The organism is Okeania sp. SIO3B5 (genome assembly GCF_010692555.1).
Lineage (GTDB): Bacteria > Cyanobacteriota > Cyanobacteriia > Cyanobacteriales > Microcoleaceae > Okeania.
Window position 1 is genome coordinate 6,815 of sequence record NZ_JAAHHG010000084.1, and the last position, 21,277, is coordinate 28,091.

General features: G+C 36.7%; 14 protein-coding genes. 9 read left to right on the top strand and 5 right to left on the bottom strand.

Annotated elements, in window-relative coordinates; translation table 11 throughout:
* Positions 1 to 481 precede the first annotated feature (481 nt).
* The 5 genes from F6K54_RS13870 to F6K54_RS13885 all read right to left on the bottom strand — a co-directional run bounded on the left by F6K54_RS13870 (position 482) and on the right by F6K54_RS13885 (position 4,954).
* Complete coding sequence (locus F6K54_RS13870; RefSeq protein ID WP_293078380.1) at positions 482 to 745, bottom strand: KGK domain-containing protein; 264 nt, start codon at positions 743 to 745, stop codon at positions 482 to 484.
* 90 nt (positions 746 to 835) lie between these two features.
* Positions 836 to 1,285 carry a KGK domain-containing protein gene (locus F6K54_RS13875; protein WP_293078381.1) on the bottom strand — a complete coding sequence of 150 codons (450 nt, stop codon included), beginning with the start codon at positions 1,283 to 1,285 and terminating at the stop codon, positions 836 to 838.
* Positions 1,286 to 1,506: 221 nt separating this feature from the next.
* On the bottom strand, positions 1,507 to 1,608 hold the full coding sequence (locus F6K54_RS42930) for a KGK domain-containing protein (RefSeq protein ID WP_366558135.1): 102 nt from the start codon (positions 1,606 to 1,608) through the stop codon (positions 1,507 to 1,509).
* An 18-nt stretch (positions 1,609 to 1,626) separates the two neighbouring features.
* Positions 1,627 to 1,818 (bottom strand): hypothetical protein, encoded by a 192-nt coding sequence (locus F6K54_RS13880; protein WP_293078383.1) that lies wholly within the window; start codon positions 1,816 to 1,818, stop codon positions 1,627 to 1,629.
* A gap of 643 nt (positions 1,819 to 2,461) precedes the next feature.
* Positions 2,462 to 4,954, bottom strand: a complete 2,493-nt coding sequence (locus F6K54_RS13885) for a dynamin-like GTPase family protein (protein ID WP_293078385.1) — start codon at positions 4,952 to 4,954, stop codon at positions 2,462 to 2,464.
* A gap of 2,354 nt (positions 4,955 to 7,308) precedes the next feature.
* Here F6K54_RS13885 and F6K54_RS13890 point away from each other — a divergent pair.
* From F6K54_RS13890 to F6K54_RS13930, 9 genes are all read left to right on the top strand, one after another.
* Positions 7,309 to 8,043 (top strand): glutathione S-transferase family protein, encoded by a 735-nt coding sequence (locus F6K54_RS13890; protein WP_293078387.1) that lies wholly within the window; start codon positions 7,309 to 7,311, stop codon positions 8,041 to 8,043.
* Positions 8,044 to 8,614: 571 nt separating this feature from the next.
* Positions 8,615 to 9,304 carry a glutathione S-transferase family protein gene (locus F6K54_RS13895; protein WP_293078389.1) on the top strand — a complete coding sequence of 230 codons (690 nt, stop codon included), beginning with the start codon at positions 8,615 to 8,617 and terminating at the stop codon, positions 9,302 to 9,304.
* Between the two features lie 1,584 nt (positions 9,305 to 10,888).
* Positions 10,889 to 12,517, top strand: a complete 1,629-nt coding sequence (locus tag F6K54_RS13900) for an EF-hand domain-containing protein (protein ID WP_293078391.1) — start codon at positions 10,889 to 10,891, stop codon at positions 12,515 to 12,517.
* Positions 12,518 to 13,189: 672 nt separating this feature from the next.
* Positions 13,190 to 14,176, top strand: a complete 987-nt coding sequence (locus F6K54_RS13905) for a nucleoside hydrolase (RefSeq protein WP_293078393.1) — start codon at positions 13,190 to 13,192, stop codon at positions 14,174 to 14,176.
* 404 nt (positions 14,177 to 14,580) lie between these two features.
* The gene (locus F6K54_RS13910; protein ID WP_293078395.1) at positions 14,581 to 15,666 is read left to right on the top strand and encodes an alpha/beta hydrolase; all 1,086 of its coding nucleotides are present in this window, start codon (positions 14,581 to 14,583) and stop codon (positions 15,664 to 15,666) included.
* 341 nt (positions 15,667 to 16,007) lie between these two features.
* Positions 16,008 to 17,045 carry a type 2 isopentenyl-diphosphate Delta-isomerase gene (gene fni, locus F6K54_RS13915; RefSeq protein WP_293078397.1) on the top strand — a complete coding sequence of 346 codons (1,038 nt, stop codon included), beginning with the start codon at positions 16,008 to 16,010 and terminating at the stop codon, positions 17,043 to 17,045.
* Positions 17,046 to 17,642: 597 nt separating this feature from the next.
* Positions 17,643 to 19,469, top strand: a complete 1,827-nt coding sequence (gene sppA / locus F6K54_RS13920; protein ID WP_293078399.1) for a signal peptide peptidase SppA — start codon at positions 17,643 to 17,645, stop codon at positions 19,467 to 19,469.
* A gap of 459 nt (positions 19,470 to 19,928) precedes the next feature.
* Positions 19,929 to 20,405 (top strand): GNAT family N-acetyltransferase, encoded by a 477-nt coding sequence (locus F6K54_RS13925; RefSeq protein WP_293078401.1) that lies wholly within the window; start codon positions 19,929 to 19,931, stop codon positions 20,403 to 20,405.
* 453 nt (positions 20,406 to 20,858) lie between these two features.
* Positions 20,859 to 21,101, top strand: coding sequence for a TIGR02450 family Trp-rich protein (locus tag F6K54_RS13930; RefSeq protein WP_202222197.1), 243 nt, complete (start codon positions 20,859 to 20,861; stop codon positions 21,099 to 21,101).
* Positions 21,102 to 21,277 lie beyond the last annotated feature (176 nt).

The window sequence follows — 21,277 nt, forward strand, 5'->3', positions numbered from 1 at the left end:
ATTTTGGTAGTAAGTCCTGAACAATGGGAATTTTTACTTGGAGATATTCTGAAATATTATGGTGAGTAAAATTCTGGTCAAAAACCAAAATTTCATGGTCGTAAATAGAGGTAATATCTTCTTGAGCGAGGAAAATTTTTTGATTCATCATTATTTACTATCTGCACACCTTAGAATAAATTTATGACTGGGGTGAGTTGTGAGACTATCTGAATTTTTGATGGAATATTTTGGTTGTATTATTTCTTGTCCCCTCCAGAATTAGAAATTTATAGACTAATTACCCGACAGATATAAATGTAGTTTTTGTTAGTCAGATTTACTACTGATTTTCCTGATTAAATTTTTGTCGCAAATCATCTAGGGGGGATACTTCAGTTTCCATATTTTCTGAATTATTTTTTTCAGAAACTTTTGCTTCATTTTCTGACTGACTTGATTGAGCTTTTTCAGTATCTTCTCCTGGTGGAACGGGGCAAAATTAGACAGTAAATTTTACCTTTATTTTCCCTGAATGCCACTCTTTAGCACCATATTTGAGAACTTGACAATCTACACCTTTCTCAAATATTTGTTCTTTTATTTCATCAGAAACTCTTAAATTATGTTGGATGATAGCTGCAAATTGGGTTCCTTGAAGAATTAAAATTTGAAAATAGGAACTTAAACCTAATTCTGCTCCTAAAGGACGAAATAAAAATTCTATAACTTCTGAAGGTTCTAATGGTTCATATTGATCTTCCATGTCAATTTATTACTTTTAATTTTTGACGGAATAACAGATATGTAGGGGAATAAAATATCCTACATAAATCAAGTTTCTCCCAGAAAATTTCTACTGATTTTCCTGATTAAATTTTTGTCGTAAGTCGTCTAGAGGCGATACTTCAGGTTCGATATTTTCTGAATTATTTTTGTCAGACATTTCTACTTCATTTTCTGACTGACTTAATTCAGTTTCTTCCATCTCTTTTTCAGATCCATCAGGGTAAAATTGGACAGTAAGTTCTACCTTGATTTTTCCTTTTTGCCAACTTTGAGCGCCTAATCTCAAAACTTCACACTCTACACCATCATAATCATCATAAAATAGTTGATTTTTTATTTTCTCATCCCGAATATCTACTCTACTAATAATTGCTGATTGTAAGTTGGAAATTATCATATGTAAATATTTAAAGTTGTTTGAATTCAGAGCTAAATATGTACCGACATTTGCATCAATTTCAACAACTTCGTCCCAGTTTAATACAATAAACTCTTGATTATCTGAATTTTCTGCCATTTTTTAATTCCTCTATTTCCAATAAATTATTCAGTGGGGATATGTAGGGTATTTCAGCAAGACACCCTACATTTTTCTGGGTAAGATTATCCCTAATTATTCAACTTCATCTGCTGATGTAAGTCATCAAGTGGGGATACTTCAATTTACATATTTTCTGAATTATGATTGTCAGAAACTTCTATTTAATTTTCTGACTGATTTGATTCAGTTTATTCAGGTTAATCAGGATAAAAATTGGCAGTAAGTTCTACCTTAAACTTTCCTTTTTGCCATTGCTCACCTTGTTTTATAACTTGACAACTTATACCATCAGAATCAATATAAGCAAGATCGAATAACTAATTTTTTATATAATTATCTGAAATACTTACTCTTCTAATAATTGCAGATATTAATTGAGAATTTATCATATATAAATATTTAAAACCGTTTCCACTTAAATTTAAAGATTGGTACATTTCTTTATCAAGTTCAACAACATCATCCCAATTTAATACAACGAATTCTTGATTATCTGAATTTTCTGTCATTTTTTAATTTCTCTCTTTCCAATAAATTATTTAGTGGGTATAGGAGTCGAAACAAAGGTTAGGAAATTTATAAAGGCTCAAACTCAGTCAGGGATTATACCAATTTGGAAAAAGAATATTACGAATTAATTTGGGCAATTAAAAGACTTTATCAAAGATGTTTCTTGGACTAAAAAGATAAATTCCGACCTGATAAATGGTATCAAAGCTATTTATTCTGACTCCTGACTTCCCCTCCTGGGAGCAGGGCTGTTTTAAAGTATTGTAGATTAAGGATGAGCGGGAGAACGGGAGTAATAGGGATAGTGGAACAGTGAAATTTGCCAAAATTTGCCGATTTTTCAGCCAATAAGCGTCTTTAAGCTCTGAGAGGATATTGGGTTCAACACCGCTTAAAAGCCTCCATCCCCGTGTCTCCGTGTCTCCGCGTCCCCGTGTCTATCGAGAATGAAACAGCCCTCTCCTCCTGGGAGGGGTTAGAGGTGAGTTGACTTCTAAGAAATAACTTATTTATTTGTAGTAAATATTTATCAAACTGGTATTACTTTTAACTTTTTACTTTTGACTTTTGCCTTGCGCGGAGCGCTATAACTGTAGGATGTCTCAACAAAACACCCTACATTTTTCTGAAGTAAAACTACCCCTAACTATTCAAATTCATCTGCTGTCTTAAATCATCAAGTGGAGATACTTCTTCACTCTCCAATAATTTCTCATTTTCATCACTTACCACATCCAAATCATCCTCGCCTTTCCCAAAAATAAACCCAGAAATAATCGGCAATTGTCGCTCATTCAATAACATTGTCTGTAAACAACTATTAATACTAGAAACCACCTGATTATAAACTCCAATTTTCTCCTCAACCTCAGTTTGTAAACGTAAATTTCGTTGAATCTTTTCCGCAGCTTCAGTCTCCAAACTTTTCTCTAAATATTCCCGCGCTTGATTATATTGCTGCATAATATCCTCCCCTTGTTTTTCCGCCATAGGTAATAAATTAGTCTTCAAAGTTTGATTCACAGTTTGCCGAAAAGTCTGCCGAATTGTCTTAGAAACTTTTGGCTCAAAATCCAACTTCAACAATTGCCTAATTGCCGGTTCCGCCTCTACCATACTACTACAATCAAAACTTTGAGAAGTCTGCAACAAAGTCTGCCGAAACTGATAGATAGAAAAAGTTCCTTCATCATAAAAACGTGGACTTTCTCGAACAAATCTGTCACATTCTATCCGCGCCGCACTTATTAATGCCGTAGTAACCACTTTTTCTACTTCCTTTAAATGTTGTTCAATACCTCCATCATTCCCCAACAAACGATAAAGTTGCCGATAATATTCTGACTTGCGAACTCGATCAATTAAACGTTGGAAAAATCCACTTACTACTGACTGGGTAGAATCAACTAAAATATCCTCCAATTGATTCGCTAAATAATAAAGTGCTTCTACCAAAACTGCTAATAAAGGTGCCGTTGCATTCCGTGGATGATTAATAGTTGCCCGACTATAAGCAGCTTCTACAGAAAAAGTATCTAACAGTTCATCTAAGCGACGAATCATCCGAGATTGGAGTTGATTAAAATCCGCTTCAAAACCATCACATTTATTCGTGACTAGCAAATTTACCTCCTCAGAAATATGCTCGCTAAACTCCTCCCCCACTTCCTGAAGTTGAGAATTCAACAATGATAATTCCTGGATTTTCATTGCCTCTATTTCCTGGGGTTGACTCGCCAAGTTTTGTTGAGTAGCTAAATAATTTTTCTGTAATTGAATACAGATATTTTGCAAATCATCTGCCAAATTTGCAAATAATTGTGGACGTTTTTCCTCCTTCAGATACCGAGTAACTCCATCCCTAAATTCTTCTATTCCACTATCTTTTATTAATTGTTCGATTAACGGTTTACCCCACTCACCTAAAATCCGGACATAATTTTCATTAGGTGACTCAAAACCATTAATACTTATCCGAAAATTACTCGGAAGTTTGCGAGAAGTGCCACAATAATTGTTAAAAGCATAGACAAATTGTGGTGTTTCCTCCTCCTCATCTAAACCTTTAACACTATTAGCAAATATACTATCTAAACCAAAGCGATCCTCCCGACTTGCTTCTTTAATCAAACTGCTATAAAAACCTAACAACCCACTGGTTTTATAAATCCTTTCTGTATCCCGAAAATCAGAAATAATTAAACTTTCTAATCGTTGTCTGAGTTGAGAATTGTACCAAGTTTCATCAATACGATTAAACACATAAAAAACCCTGTCTCTAATTCCAGGATTTTCTCGCATTTTTTCCAGTAATTCTGTTTCTTCAGTTGTCATATCTCCCGCAGCAGCAGCTTTTAAAACACAAACAACCGCAGAAGTTTCTGGGTTTTCTATTTTGTCATAAGTAACTTGAGCATCTTTTTCTACAGGCGCATCAATTCCTGGCGTGTCAATAATCACATTTCCATCTTCTAAAAGAGGATGATGACAATAATATTCCACCCGCTTCAACACAGCACTATTCATCCCTCGTCGCGCATAACTTGCTGCTTCTTTCAGGTTAGAAAAATTAAACTGCTCCATAGAATAAATAGCATTTTCAGCAGAATGAATACATTCTTTATTCGCCTCAAAACCATCTACTAATAATTTTAATGCTTTTGCTTGTTTAGCTCGCTCCGATTTATTTTCGCCACCTTCATTTTTAATAATTGCGTCGCATTGTTCCCGAATAATTTCGATTACTTCTAGTTGTTGAATTTTAGCACTGGGGTCTAAACCTAATTCCTTTCGTAAAATTGCTACTTGTTCTTGAATTTCTGCACCGCTTAAAAATGTTAAAACTACTCGTTCTTTTTCAGGTTCAGCATATTCAATATAACATTCTGTTCCTGTAGCGTGTCCCTCTGCACTGTAGAGTAATTCTCTTCCTAATAAAGCATTAATTAACATTGACTTACCCGCACTAAAAGCTCCCGCAAATACTATTTCAAATTTGGGAGAAATTACTTTATTTAAAGAAGCACGAACCGCTGTTGTATCTTGTTGTCTTAGAGTAGATTCTTGATGCAATAATTGAAGTAAACTTTCTACCTGATTTTGTAAGTCTTGACATTGAGTAGGAATTATATTCATTTCTATTTTATGGTGTAAATAAATGTCTGTTATTTTATTATTAATTACTTGTTGATACACAACAATAGTATTTTCACTGATGTAAGCATTCAGCCATCAGCTAGCCTCTTTCAGAGGAACTGCGTTAACAGCTATCAGATATGAGTTATTAACTCATTATCTTGGAAGAAGGAATTAGTAGTCAAGGAGTAAAATATGTTTGCGTAGCATTCCGCAGGAAATGAAATATTTCTGTCAGCTAATCTAGTTTTTGTTCGATTCAAATAAAAGCTGATAGCTGGATGCTTACTCACTGATTAATATTTTACTTGAATCAGAATAAGACCGTAATTTGAGGGATAAATCAAAAAAATATTCATTGGTAATTTTGTAAGCATTCAGCCGTCAGCTATTAGCCATCAGCTATCAGCTATCAGCTATCAGCTATGAGTTATTAACTCATTATCTTAGAAGAAGTAATTAGTAGTCAAGGAGTGAAATATGTTTGCGCAGCATTCCGCAGGAAATAAAATATTTCTGTCAGCTAATCTTAGTTTTTGTTCGATTCAAATAAAAGCTGATAGCTGAATGCTTATTCACTGATTAATATTTCACTTGAATCATAATAAGACCGTAATTTGAGGGATAAATCAAAAAAATATTCATTGGTAATTTTGTAAGCATTCAGCCGTCAGCTATTAGCCATCAGCTATTGTTTTTAGTTTACGATAAAAGCTTTATTAATTGTCTTACTAAAAAAGTTAGCTACCTTGTTTTTAAAGTCTATAGAACCCATTTGTTATCTTTTCTTGAAATACAAAGGCTATAGGAAAACCGTTTTAAGGAGCCTAACAACTACAAGGATTCAGGAGACCGAAAAATTATGAAAAATGACTGCCAGAATCATAAAACTCAGATGGGTATTGAACTTGTAACTTCTGAAATAGATACCAAATGGCTTCTATATTAATTTAAACACTTTCCTATATGAGAAAATCTTGTTGCTCATAGCTGACAGCTAATAGCTGTTTGCGCAGCAGTCCGCAGGAAATGCTTACGTAATTTTTAAACAAGGAAATGTAATAGTAATTCTCGGCGCGGTTTTGTAGAAAATATAAGTACTTGTGCAAAATTAATTCAAAATTTGTAAGTAGATAGTAGGTAGTAGGGAACAAAAAATATACTTGTTTACTTCAGCAGTTAATCTAAAAATACTTTTTCTGTAAATATTCAGCTAGTTCGCATTCAGCTTTTAGCTGTTTCATAAATAATGAATATACACTTGTTGTGGTCAAGGTTAGTTATTTTTTCAAGACTTTGAACTCTCCTTAAACCGTTAAATACTAATTCCTGCTATAAAGGCAGTGAATTAATAGCTGATTGCTGAATGTTTACTTTTTTTCCTATCTATTTAACCAGACCATCAAATAAACAATTAATTTTGCTTAATTAGGGTTTGCGTATCGAAAGTCTTTTTGCTGGGTTAGGAGACAGGAGAAATGGATCGGGAGCGAGGAGGTAAGAGTAAGAATTGTCTCTCAATTTTTCTGCCATAATCATCCCAAAATACTAGCTTTATGCAGCTATTACCACCGAAAAGCTGGTACTTTTTTCAACTATAAAACGCTAAAATATTTATCTGTCAATACTTTTATAATTAATCAGCAAGCCCTAATTATTTATTGGCAAAAAAGAACAGTACCCCAAAATTAATATAGACTTTAAAGCCAACTTTGGTAGTAAAATTTACCGAATTATTAATTATTAATAATTCGGCAAAAAGTAAGAATAATTAACATTAACTGAGCTATTTTTAACAAAAAGGTGATTCTAGCTGTTTTGATTAATTAATAACTGAAGTATTACCCAAGTATAGCGTTACTTTTAGGAATTGGTATAAAAGGTAAGCATTTCCTGCGGAATGCTGCGCAAACAGCAGTCAGCTATCAATTTTATTACCTTTCAAGGAGAAAAAGTAATTTTATCAAAGCTTCAGAGTACGAATATCTGGTTGAGAGTGTAGTAGAAATTAAACGAATGCTTGCTTCATTTACAATCCTAATAAAATCTAGTATTACTGTAAGCATTTCCTGCGGAATGCTGCGCAAACAGCTATTAGCAACCAGCTATCAGCTTTTGAATGTAATAACTTACTAAAGTTATCAGATAACCTTTTTCTTTTGGGCGGAATGCGGAAGCAAACATATTTCACTCCTTGGAGACTTCGGTGCGATAATGAGCTAATAATTCATAACTGATAGCTAACCGCTGAATGCTTATATATTACTTATTTATAATTACCGAAAATTAGCTAATTCTTGCTGTAAAAATAGCTCTATTTTGACAAAAATATTATTTATTAATAAGCAAAAATAATGTTATCTTTATATAGAGGAGTTGCAAGTATTATGCCATCCATGAAAATCAAAATGTACGACCTAGTAGGGGCAGAAAATAACAGAGCTTTTAGCCCTTACTGCTGGAGAATTCGTATGGCTTTAGCCCATAAACAACTGGAAGTAGAAACAATACCTTGGCACTTTACTGAAAAAGAAGCGATCGCTTTCTCAGGTCAAGAAAAAGTACCAGTAATTGTTGATGGCGATCAAGTAGTTTTTGACTCTTGGAATATTGCCAACTACTTAGAGAAAACCTATCCAAATCAACCTTCTTTATTCGGCTGTTCCCAAGCAAAATCCCAAGTTTTATTTATCAAAAATTGGGATGAAAAAGTATTGATTCCAGCCTTACTACCAATGCTCATCTACAATGTATTTGAACATATAGATGCCAAAGACAAAACTTATTTTAGAGAAACTCGCGAACAAAAATTAGGCAAAACACTAGAAGAATTTAAAGATGTAAAACAATCTCAAATTGATAATTTTAGAACCATCCTCTCTCCTTTAAGAGAAACTTTAAATCAACAGCCTTTCTTAGCAGGAGAAAAACCAAAATTTGCCGATTACATTATATTTGCTAGGTTTCAATTTGCTCGTTCTATTTCCCCCATTAAATTCCTAGAAACCAACGACCCTGTTAATATGTGGCGGGAAAAAATGCTCGATTTATTTAACGGTCTGGCACGTCAAAATCTTGGTTACAATTAGCTAGTGCAGGATGGCGGAAATAACTGAGCAGTTACAAAATCCTAAAACAATTACAAATCAAAAATGATTGACTGTCTTGAGTGTTTCTTACATTCTGAGGAAACCTCAGAATTATATCAAATTGATAAATTTTTGCTACAAATATCTAGAGTATTTCCTAGGAGTCAGGAGTCGTATGGGAATAGCTTTAATACCATTTTTTAGGGCGTAAATTATCTTTTTTCTCAAAGATAAATCTCCTGTAAATTATTTTTATCGCTCTTACTATTCGTAACATTCTTTTTTCAAATTGGTATTACACACTCGCTTTTAACTTTTGACTTTTAACTTCCGTGTAGTGGCAATAGCTATCAGCTATTAGTTATCAGCTATCAGCCTAAAAATTTACGCATATAATTAGGTATTTGTGCATTCCGGAAGGGAAAAGCTTGGGTTTAAATCTCCTAATTCTATTAAGTCGCTTAATTTTAGGAAAGTTTTAAATCCCCTTCTAAAAAGCTGACCGCTGATTGCTGAAGTGCTGAATGCTTTCTAATAACAAACTCAATAAAAATTGGAGCTTTTTTAAATTATGACTATCGACTTATATTACTGGCCTACTCCTAATGGCTGGAAAATTTCTATTATGTTAGAAGAAACAGAAACTCCCTATAACTTAATTCCAATTAATATTACCGCCGGAGACCAATTTCAACCAGAATATTTGAAAATTAGCCCTAACAATAAAATGCCAGCCATTGTTGACCCCAATGGACCTAATGGCAACCCTATTTCTATCTTCGAGTCAGGAGCTATTTTGCTTTATTTAGCTGAAAAAACAAGTCGTTTTATTCCCAATAACCCAAGCGATCGCTACACAGTAATTCAGTGGCTAATGTTTCAAATGGGAGGTGTTGGCCCAATGTTAGGGCAAGCTCATCATTTTCGTCAATATGCACCCGAAAAAATTCCCTATGCAATAGAAAGATACACCAATGAAACATCCCGTTTGTATGGAGTATTAAATCGACAATTATCTCAAGTAGAATATGTGGCGGGAGATTATTCTATTGCCGATATAGCAATATATCCTTGGATAGTACCTTATGAAAAACAAGGACAAAATTTAACAGACTTTCCTCATTTAAAGCGATGGTTTGAAACTATTAGTAAACGATCTGCAGTGAGTCGTGGTTTAGCAGTTTTAAATGAGAGTCGGACAAAGAAGTTTGATGAAAAAGCAAGGGAAAATCTTTTCGGCACTCGTCAGTTTCAGCAGTAGTTAATTATGTAAACATTCAGCTATTAGCATTCAGCTATCAGCTTTTATTTGAATCAAGCAAAGACAAAGATTAGCTGGCAGAAATATTTCATTTCCTGCGGAATGCTGCGCTAACATATTTCACTTCTTGACTACTAATTCCTTCTTTCAAGATAATGAGTTAAGAACTCATAGCTGATAGCTGATAACTGACGGCTGAATGCTTACTTAATTATTAGTTTTTGTAGGGTAGTTCAACAATTAAGAATTAATAATTAAATAATTAGGACTTGCTGATTAATTCTCAAAGTATTGACTGATATTGGCTTTACCATTTTTGGGTTGAAAAAAGTACCAGCTTTTCGGTTGAAAAAGCTCAAAAAGCTAGTATTTTGGGATGATTATAGCAGAACAATCTTGGGACAATTCTTACTCCTACCTCTTCTATAATTCCCATTTCTCCTGACTCCTGACTCCTGACTCCTCCCCTCACTAATAAGATTTATTCAGCAAACCCTAATTAACAATTACCTCTCCTTGAGTAAGCATTTCCTGCGGAATGCTGCGCAAACAGCTATTAGCTGTCAGCTCTCAGCAAAAGAACAAGGTTTTAATAAACATAGACTATAAAGCCAGCTTTGATAGCAAGTGTAAATTATGACTCAATTAGTAAAGCTTTTATATAAAACTAAAAGCAATAGCTGATGGCTGATAGCTGATGGCTGAATGCTTGCCTCCTTGAAAAGAAGAGGACTGACGCGGAGCGTGAAAATTTTTTCTTTTTTCCCCTTAAAAGAGTCGGCTTTAAACCAGAATTATTTAATAATTAATAATTAATAATTAATAATTAATAATTCGGTAAACGCTGGTTTGGAGTAGATAGCTTTTTAATTCCAATGCCTAGTATAAGAGCATTTTCTAGTCTCAAATAACTGAGAATATTACCGAGAAACAGATGTTTTTGTTGGCAAGGGTGTCTATGAAAAAGAAGTAGTAGTTAAACCTCAATTAAATCAAGAAAATGTATTAGGAATAGACCATGGTTTGATTAATGGATAACTGATAACTGATAACTGATAACTGATAACTGATAACTGAAATGACTTGTCCCCAGAGAGTGTATTTCAGCTAAGAAAAAACGAAGCAACATGGATTTATCCCGTTGCGTAGTATCAACTTAGAACCCCCATGACTTAAGTCCGGGGAGTAGTCAATGTTACCGAAAAATTGGGTTTAAAGCCTTGCCCTTTTAGGGCAACTTTATGTTATACTTATAAAAGCGGCAAAGGTATTTAACCGCTCTAAAAACCTAGCTACTAATCGTAGCAAACTAGCACCTTGAAAACTAAAGTTAGGGGGCGCATGCACAGGAATGCTTGTGTATGGAAAAGCTTTAAGCAACAAGTACCAGAGAACCAAAGTTTTTTTTAAGGTTTAAACTGTACCGTAGGGCATAGGTCAACAGGCTCTTGATAGCGCAGCTCCTCTGAAAGAGGCAATAGAGCGAACGCGCAGGCGTGAGAACCATCTCTGGACTAGATGCCGTAAGGTTTTTAGTTTAAGTGGACTCATTGAGCCAAGAATCCTGGTTCCAGGAGAATCCCCGTGCGTTTACGCCGGGGAGTATGTCAAGACATCAAAAACTATCCCTATGTCGAAACAGTTATTCGATGTCTAAAACAGACAGCAGAAGATGCGATAGTGGTAGCCTCCCTCAGTGGCGATTTTCTTTCCCCTTGTTTACTAACGTCGTTGGATGGTGGTAAATCAATGTTGGATGTCCTCAAAGTAGTAGATATTGATTACATTTGTTTTGGGAATCATGAATTTGATGTCAATCTAGATGTGCTGCAAGAACGATTCAAAACCTACCAAGGTAAATGTCTAAATAGTAATATTCCTAATTTACCCATTGTTGGCTCAGAAGGCAATCCTCTGCCGAAATATGACATTATAGAAGTAGGAAACCACAGAGTTGTATTTGCTGGATTTTGCACTGATAACACTGATATTTTCAGACCTGGAACAAACTTAGCCATTGAACCTATTTTTGATGCCTTAAAATCTACCTGGTCTGAATGTGCAGACGCAGCTACTATACTAATTCCTCTAACTCACCAAACCATTGCAGAAGATAGACAACTAGCGGTGCAGATTGAGCAAAATGAACAACTAAAAGGCAAAATCCCAGTGATTATCGGTGGCCATGAACACGAAATCTACATTGAAGAAATTGCTCAAAGCTTTATTGTCAAAGCTGGTTCTGATGCAAAAAATGTCGTAGTGACAGATGTGTGGTGGTCTACCGACGGTCAAGTTAATACTGCAGTTCATCTGTTGCCAGTTAGCCACTTTGATGCAGATCCCAATGCACAAATGTTTGTGGAAAAAACGGAAAAATTTCTGGGTTCTCTGATGGATGTAGAAATTTTTCAGGTCAAAGAAACCATGTCCTCAAAAAGAACCCGATATCAGCCGGAAAAAGTTGCATCAACTTTATGCTCTTACATCAAGAGAAGTTTACAAAATATAGATATTGTGATGCTTCAGGGAGGATGTGTCAGAGGTCAGGGTGACTATGAACAAGGTACGTCTTTTACTTATGGCAATCTAATGGAGGAACTGCCCTTTGAAACAGAAATTGCAACTATCCAAATACCAGGAAAAGTATTACAAGAGGCGATCGCAATTACTCGCAGTACACCAGAGCAGGAAGCGCCGAATTATTTACACGCAGATATGGATGTTGTGATTGAAGACTACCCCAGTTTGAAAATAGTTAGTATTAACCACGAAGCTTTCGATCCCAACAAAATGTATAATGTAGGAATTTATCAATTCTTGCTGACAGGTTTAAACGAAATTAAACCACTTCTCGATTACATCAATGCTCATAGTCAGGTACCTCCTTTAGAGCAGTGTATTCCTGCTAAAAACTTAATCGTGGAAACCTGCATGAAAGATGCGTGGCGAATTCTAGTTAATTTTGATGAATGGGATAGCAACCGCGATGGGTATATTTCTCATACAGAACTGGAAGTAGCAGTAAAAAAAGCATTTGCATATCTGGATAAAAATAAAGATGGACAGATTTCCCCCACAGAATTACAGGCAGTTCTGGCACAGAGAACAGGAAATACAGATAACGGTTTGCTCAATATGATGTTTAAGTCTCTTGATGCCAATAACGATGGTATGATATCTATGGATGAGCTAGCATCCTTAGCTATCTAGGTAGGGTTTGCTGAGTAAGTCTTTTTCAGGAGTAGGGGAGCGGGGGAGCGGGGGAGTAGGGGAGTAGGGGAGTAGAGGAGTAGAGAGTAGTAGTGTGTCAAGCTGAAAATGGTGTGTTAGGAGCAAGCAACAAACGAAGACCTCTCCCCCAACCCCTCTCCTACGAGGAGAGGGGAGAAATTCCCCCTTCCATTGCAGGGAAGGGGGTTGGGGGGTTAGGTTTTTTAATCCACATTTTCAAGCTTGACACGGCAGTAGTTAGGAGAAACGAGGAATTAACTAGGATATAGTTGGATATATTTGTCCCTTAATTTTCATGCTATCCCCCGTGCCTTTTATGCTAAGTTTTTCAGAATTTTCAACTGAAAACCAGGCACTTTTTTCGCTCCTTTAAATGCTAAAACCTTTATCTGTCAGTGCCTTTTTAGGTATTGAAAAAGTATATGGTTTTCAGCTCTTCATGCTCAAAAAGTTAGCACTTTTAGCGCATAGTTGGGCAAAAAAATTCTCCCCTACTCCCCTACTCCCCTTTTCCCCTCCTGGGAGGGGGAGGGGCGAGGGGTGGGTTCCCTACTCCTTAAAAAAGACTTTTTCAGCAAACCCTAAGTAAACAAATATAATGTCTAAGACTCAAACTTTTGTGTTGTAATAAATATCTCAGGAGAAAAAAAAATGGTTAATGCTCAAAGCTACCCTCGTCCAATTATTATTGATACAGATGGTGGTGTTGATGATGCTCTAGCAATTATTATGGCTCTAAATTGCGACCGCTTTGATTTGAAAGCTGTTACCGTACTGGCAGGGAATATTGATGTCCATCAAGCGGCTAATAACGTTCTGCGAGTAATTGATATTGTGCAACCCAAACATCCTCCTTTAGTGGCAAAAGGTTGTGAAAAACCTCTGCTTCGCCCTCCATTTAATGCTGCAGGTATCCACGGAGCTGATGGTCTCGGAGAACTCCATCGTTTCAAAAATGCTGACGGCACGGAACGCTATCCTCAACTCACTGTACAACCTTCTTCAGAGAATGCTATAGAAGTATTGCTCAAGGCGGCTGAAGAGTATGGTAAGGACCTAACAATTGTAGCTTTAGGCCCCTTAACCAATATTGCTACTGCACTACAAACCAACCGCAATACCATGCAAAAAGTAGGGCGCATTATAATTATGGGGGGAGCAGTAACAGTTCCTGGTAATATTTCGGCAGCAGCAGAATTTAACTTTTTTGTCGATCCAGATGCAGCTCAAATAGTTATGGAGTCAGGTATTCCCCTAACTTTGGTAGGATTAGATGTGGCGATGAAAGCTCCTCTATCGCGTCAAGCTGTTGAAGAATATGCCAAACAGCATCCTTCTGTCGTTTCTCAGTTCATTGCTGACTGTACCGAAATTTACATGGCTTTTTACCGAGATAATGAAGGGTTTTATGGTTGCTACCTGCACGATCCTTTGGCAGTTGGGGTAGCGATCGATCCAAGTCTAGTGTCCACTGAGTCAGTTTACATGGTAGTGGAAACAGAAGGAAAGTTTACTTCCGGTATGTCATTAGCAGACAGACGCGATCGCCGAGATGAAACAGCAGCTCCTCCCAATGTGGATGCTTGTCTGGATGTAGATGCCGATCGCTTTCTTAAGCTGTTATATGAATTGATATAGCAATATGATTTTAGTTGTGAAATATTGGAGATTTTTACGCAACAGGCAACAGGCAACAGGCAACAGGCAACAGGCAAGAAGAAAAAAACGAATATATATGAGTAAGATAACTGCTATAATTCTATACTTTAAAGGAACATCTCAATTCTCACATCTGATTCGGTGATTACTATATAATATCATGTCCGGATAATAGCGTGATAAAAACCTTTTTCCCTTCTAACCTTTTCTTCCCTTCTGCCTTCCCCTCCTGGGAGGGGTTAGGGGTGGGTTGCCTCCTGCCTTCGGAGCTCCAAAGTGTAAGTATTCAACCGGACATGATATAATGGTTGGCGATAGAGCAGTTTTTCATGCTCTTTAATCAGGTTGATTTTTATAGCGTTTCTAGTTAGGAAATACAACAAATGCTGATTACTTTTGGGAGGTTGTCTCATCCCTTCAGATTTTTATTACTGTTACTGACATTATTCATTACAAGTTGTCAGCAAAAACCCACAGAAGTTAAGGTTATACAAAATCTTGTTTATGGAAATTATAATTTTCAAGACCGGGAAAAACCACTACTTTTAGACTTATATTTACCAGAAAAAAAAACAGATAAACCTTTACCTCTATTAATCTATATTCATGGTGGTGGTTGGTTACAAGGAACTAAAGAATATTGCCCTGGAAAAATTGTGGCACAGAGAAATTATATCATGGCTTGTATTAGCTATAGATTTAGTAATGAAGCACTATTTCCTGCCCAAATTCAGGATGTTAAAAAAGCTGTTCGTTGGCTGCGAAAAAATGCAGATAAGTACGATATAGACCCTAATAATTTTGGTGCTTGGGGACCTTCTGCTGGGGGGCATTTAAGTGCTTTATTAGGAACATCAGCAGGAGCAAAAGAATTGGAAGGAACAAATAATCCAGAAATATCTAGTGCCGTACAAGCAGTTTGTTCATGGTATCCACTTACAGATTTTACGAAAGTTTCTCCCGCTTTTGACGAACTTATTACTCCTGCTGTTGAGGAAAAGTATCAAGATAAAGAATGGTATGGTTATACTTTAGTAACTAATAAGTTATTAGGAGGACCTGTCTCGCAAAAATTAGAATTAGCAGCACTTGCTAATCCTATTAATTATATTGATGCTCAAGATCCACCTTTTTTGATTATGCACGGAGAAAAAGATAATGTTGTACCAATGAGTCAAAGTGTTTTATTAGCAGATGCTCTATCAGAAAAAGGTGTAGAAGTTCAGTTAGAAAAAAAACCTGATTGGGGACATTATCATGGTAGAGGTGAACCTTTTGACCCTGGTTTAATAGATATGGCAATGAATTTTTTTGATAAACATTTGGGCGTTGGTAAATTAGGGTATGATATTAATCTTAATTACTTAGGAGTCAACCCACCCCTAACCCCTCCCAGGAGGGGAAGTCAGTCCTCAGGAGTCAACCCACCCCTAACCCCTCCCAGGAGGGGAAGAAAGAAGAAGAAATAAGGAATAGAAGGAGAAAGTTTTTTGTTTGCTGGTGCACAACCCACGTTAACGCGGAGTGCGGAAGGGTGTTCTATCCAGCTCTTATCTGGAGATGGTATCTACCTCAAATCACCAACACCAAAATAATATATAATATCATTTTGAAAAAAGAATGTGTTTGAATAATAAACACCATAAAAAGACTTCATAAAAAAGCTTATTTGACGAAAAAGATAATTTACAACATCAAAAATGGTATTAAATCTATTCCTGTGTGACTCCTGAATTCTGAATTCTGAATTCTGAATTCTAAGAAATACCCTAACTATTTGTAGCAAACATTTATCAATTTGGTATAACTGATGAACTTAAACTCTCAAACTCAAACCCGTAAAGCAGACCATCTCAGAATTTGTCTGGAATCAGATGTCCAGTTTCATAACATTACTAATGGTTTAGACTGCTACCGTTTTACCCATTGTTGTTTACCAGAACTAAATCGCAATGAAATAACTACAAACACTACATTTCTGGGAAAAGAATTAGGTGCGCCATTGTTAATATCTTCGATGACAGGTGGTACAGAACAAGCAAAAATGATTAATTATCGGTTAGCCAAAGTTGCTCAAAAATATAAAATAGCAATGGGAGTGGGTTCACAACGAGTGGCGGTGGAAAATTCCCAAGTGGCTGATACTTTTGCTGTGCGATCGCTCGCTCCGGATATTCTCCTATTTGCTAATCTAGGGGCAGTTCAACTAAATTATGACTATGGCATAGAACAGTGCCAACAAGCGATCGACATCTTACAAGCAGATGCTCTGATTCTTCATCTTAATCCTTTGCAAGAGTGTATTCAAACTGAAGGTGATACAAATTTTCGCGGATTATTTGACAAAATATCAAAATTATGCTATAGGTTGCCAGTACCAGTTATTGCCAAAGAAGTGGGTAATGGCATTTCCGGAACAATGGCTCAAAAATTAATAGATGCTGGAGTAACAGCAATTGATGTAGCTGGAGCTGGGGGGACTTCTTGGGCAAAAATTGAAGGGGAACGAGCAACAGATATACGTCAGCGCAGGTTAGGAGAAACTTTTGCCAACTGGGGTATACCAACAGCAAAATGTATTACTGACATCCGCGCCTTCAACTCAGACATTCCACTCATTGCTTCTGGAGGTTTGCGGAATGGGGTGGATGTGGCAAAGGCGATCGCTCTGGGTGCAGACCTCAGTGGGCTAGCTTGGCCATTCCTTCAAGCTGCGGCAGAATCGGAAGAATCTCTCAATATATTAGTAGATATTTTAATAGCAGAAATTACAACAGTCCTCTTTTGCACGGGTAATGCTAATTTATCTGAACTGAAAAAATCTGGCAGTCTAGAAAAGAGGGAGTAGGGAGTAGGGAGTAGGGGAGTAGGGGAGTAGGGGAGTAGGGGAGCAGGGGAGTAGGGGAGCAGGGGAGGCCAAGACACCTAGAAATAAAAATCTACTGAAAAAATCTGGCAGTCTAGAAAAGAGGGAGTAAGGGAGTAGGGGAGTAGGGGAGTAGGGGAGTAGGGGAGCAGGGGAGGCCAAGACACCTAGAAATAAAAATCTATTGCACCATTCTAGATTTTAATTTTCGGTGTGTTACGCTGATGATTTTACAGGAGTCAGTAGGTAGAAAGGAGTTTTTCAATAACTTTAAAGTCAGAAATAGGTATTGTTTTGGGTGAAAATTTACTATTAGTTGAATTCCATACATTTATTCAGCAACGCCTGAACCTAAAACCTACCACCCAGATGAAAACGCTATAATTAGGGTTTGCTATTGCTGAGGGGCGGGATGAATATAAGTGGGGTGGGGTGGGGAACGGGCAAGATGCCCATTCCACAAAACCATTAAAATCCCAAGCGCATTTATGCAACGCTAATTATTCTGTCTCCTGACTCCTGACTTCTGACTCCTTCTCCAAGAATTAATTTCCTCTATTAACTACTCCCACTGAAAACATGAAAGACTTCTTCAAATATACTTTTGCCAGCTTGATTGGCAGTTTACTAGGAATTGCTCTAATTGTCGGCTTAGGATTTGGCGGACTAATATTTCTTGTTGGCTCCATCGCAAGTAAGGCCAAAGACATCGGGCCACAAGTTAAAGATAAATCGATCCTAGTTTTCGACCTCGCTACTAATATTACAGACACCAAACCCATCTCCAATACCGGAGAAGCACTCCAAGAAGCTCTCTCTGGGGACCAACCTGCAACTATTACTCTCCGAAAAGCAATTAATGCTCTTGATACTGCTGCCCAAGATGAAAAAATCATCGGTCTTTACATTAAAGGTAGCAGTACGCCAGGAAGAACCGGACTGGCAAATTTGCAAGAAATACGTCAGGCACTGCAACGGTTTGGAGAAACAGGCAAAAAAATCATTGCCTACGATGTTAACTGGACAGAGCGAGAATATTATCTAGGTTCTGTAGCAGATGAAATTGTGATTAACCCTCTTGGTGTCATAGAATTCAATGGCTTAAGTTTACAGACTATGTTCTTAAGTGGAGCGTTTGATAAATTTGGTATTGGAGTACAAGTAACGAGAGTTGGTAAATATAAGTCCGCAGTTGAACCTTTTATCCGAGAAACAATGAGTCCGGAAAACAGGGAGCAAAATCTCCAATTGTTAGGGGACATTTGGGGTAAATATCTGCAAACAATTGCTCCGAGTCGGGGGTTAACAATACAGCAGTTACAGGCGATCGCTAATGAGCAGGGTATTTTGATGGCGGATGCTGCGGAAGATAGTAAGTTAGTAGATCGAGTTGATTATTATGATGAAGTGCTAAGTGAACTCAAAGAGTTAACTGGCAAAGAAGAAGATGATAAAACTTTCACACAAATTAGTCTCAACAACTATACAAGAGTGCCAGAAGTTACAGAGGTTGCTAGTGGAGATGTTAAAAGCAAAAACAAAATTGCTGTAGTTTATGCTGAGGGAGAAATTGTTAATGGTACGGGTACTCCCAGACAAATAGGAGGCGATCGTTTAGCAAAGGAATTGCGACGACTACGATTTGATGAGAAAGTTAAAGCTGTGGTTTTGCGAGTGAATAGTCCTGGTGGAAGTGCTTCAGCATCGGAAGTTATTGGGCGAGAAGTCAAGCTGACAAGGGAGCAAAAACCAGTAATTGTATCTATGGGTAATATAGCTGCTTCTGGTGGATATTGGATTTCAATGAATGCAGACAAAATATTTGCTGAACCTACTACTATTACAGGTTCTATTGGAGTTTTTGGTGTTTTGTTCAATATTCAAGAGCTGGGCAATGAAAATGGTATTACTTGGGATACAGTGAAAATTGGTAAATTTGCCGATCTGAATAATAATTCTCGTCCTAAAACTGAGGAGGAGTTAGCTTTGATTCAAAATATGGTGGATTCAATTTATGAGCGTTTTATTACAGATGTAGCAACTGCTCGTAATTTAGCAAAGGAGAAAGTAGCTGAAATTGCTCAAGGTAGAGTTTGGTCTGGTGTTAATGCTCAAGAATTAGGTTTGGTAGATGAGATTACTGGAATAGAGGGTGCGATTAAGTTTGCGGCAGAAAAAGCAGAATTGGGAGATAATTGGAAAGTTGAAGAATATCCTAAGTCTCGTAGTTTGGAGCAAAGAATTTTCCGCAGTCTTTCTGGTGTGGAAGCTGAAATATCAACTTCTCCGGTAGATCCACTGACAGCAGAATTTCAAAAGTTGCAGCAGGAGTTAGCTAGTTTGAGAGCTATGAATGATCCTTATGGAATTTATACTCGTTTGCCTTTTAATCTTAGAATTGATTGAAGAGGGAACAGGGAACAGGGAACAGGGAACCCACCCCTCGCCCCTCCCCCTCCCAACCCACCCCTAGCCCCTCCCAGGAGGGGAGGGGAATAATTGATAATTTATGGATAATAATTGATTTTATCTTTGATTTTTACCAGATGTCTATTAGGGTAAGCATTCAGCCGTCAGCTATCAGCTAGCCTCCTCCGGAGGAACTGCGTTAACAGCTATTGCCTTTAGTTAGTAATAAAAGCTTTCTTAATTGAGAAACGAAAAATCTTACTACAAAAGTCAGCTCCAAAGTCTATACTCATTTAAACTCCTTTCTTAAGCACAGAGTTTTATTGCTGATAGCTGATGGCTAATAGCTGAATGCCTACCTATTAGGTAAGTAGAACAATTTTCATATTACTTCTTACTTTTGACTTTTGACTTTTGACTTCTTCCTTCTTCCTTCTTCCTTCTTCTTGAATTTCAATGCTAGAAAATCTTAATATCAGAACAGCAAACCTATCAGAAAATTATATAATTGCCGAGCATTTTTATAAAATGTTTCAAGATATGGGCGTACCTACTGATTCTATTGAATCTAACTGGTTAGAAATTACCAAAGAGTATATTGATAATGCTAGAAAAAAACTATCTTATCAAGGCTTTATTGCTGAAGTAAATAATACAATAGTTGGTTCAGCTAGCTGTCAAATATTTGCTGGTTTTACTCCAATTATTCTTAAGCCGGAATATCTAAAATATGGTTATATTTGGGGTGTCTATGTTGAAGCAAATTATCGCCGTCAAGGAATTGCTAAAAAGTTGACGGGAGAAGCGATCGCTTATCTTAAATCTATTAGTTGTACTAAAGCTATTCTTCGTGCTTCGCCTCAAGGCAAACTTCTATATTCTCATCTTGGCTTTGATGAAAATAATGGAATGATGCAATTAGACTTGTCTTAGAATAATTTGCTACATCCAAGCCCCCTAAATCCCCCAAAATTGGGGGACTAGAGCAAGCAAATTGACTCTTGTTCCCCCCAAAGTTGGGGGGCTAGGGGGGCAAAATTCAGTATCAAAAAACTTTTCAGATATCCTCTAATACCAAATTGATAAATGTTTGCTACAAATATCTAGGGTATTTATTAGGAGTCAGGAGTCAGGAGTCAGGAGTCGTATGGGAATGTCTTTAATACCATTTTTTAGGGCATAAACTATCTTTTTAGTCAAAGGGACATTTCCTGTAAAGTCTTTTTATCGCTCTGACTATTCGTAACATTCTTTTTTGAAATTGGTATAATACCATGTCCGGATAATTAACCATAAAAAACCTTCTCTCTTTAAACCTTTATTTTCCTTCTGCCTCCTGCCTTCTGCCTTCTGCCTTCTGCCTTCTGCCTTCTTTTCTTATTAAAAATGTCAAAAAAACAAAAGTTTCCTCATCTTGTTGGTTCAAAATGGACAGCCAATCAAAAAACTTGGGGATGGCGACATTTCCAAGTAGTAAATCGTAAAAATCAAGGTCAATGGGTATTTGCTGAAATGGTAGCTTCCTGTGACTCAAGTGTGAGATTTTGGTTAAATGCTAAACAGCTAAAAGACCGCTCTCTTTGGAAACCTGGATGGCAATCAACACAAGAATTAGAAGCCATTGAATAATTAATAATTAATAATTAATAATTAATAATTAATAATTAATAATTAATAATTAGGGCTTGCTGATTAAATCTAAAAGCATTGACATATAAAGACAAGTGCCTGTTTGGGGTAAACAAAAGTGCAAGCTTTTCAGCTCTTCATGCTCAAAAAGTTAGTATTTTAGGCGCATAGTTGGG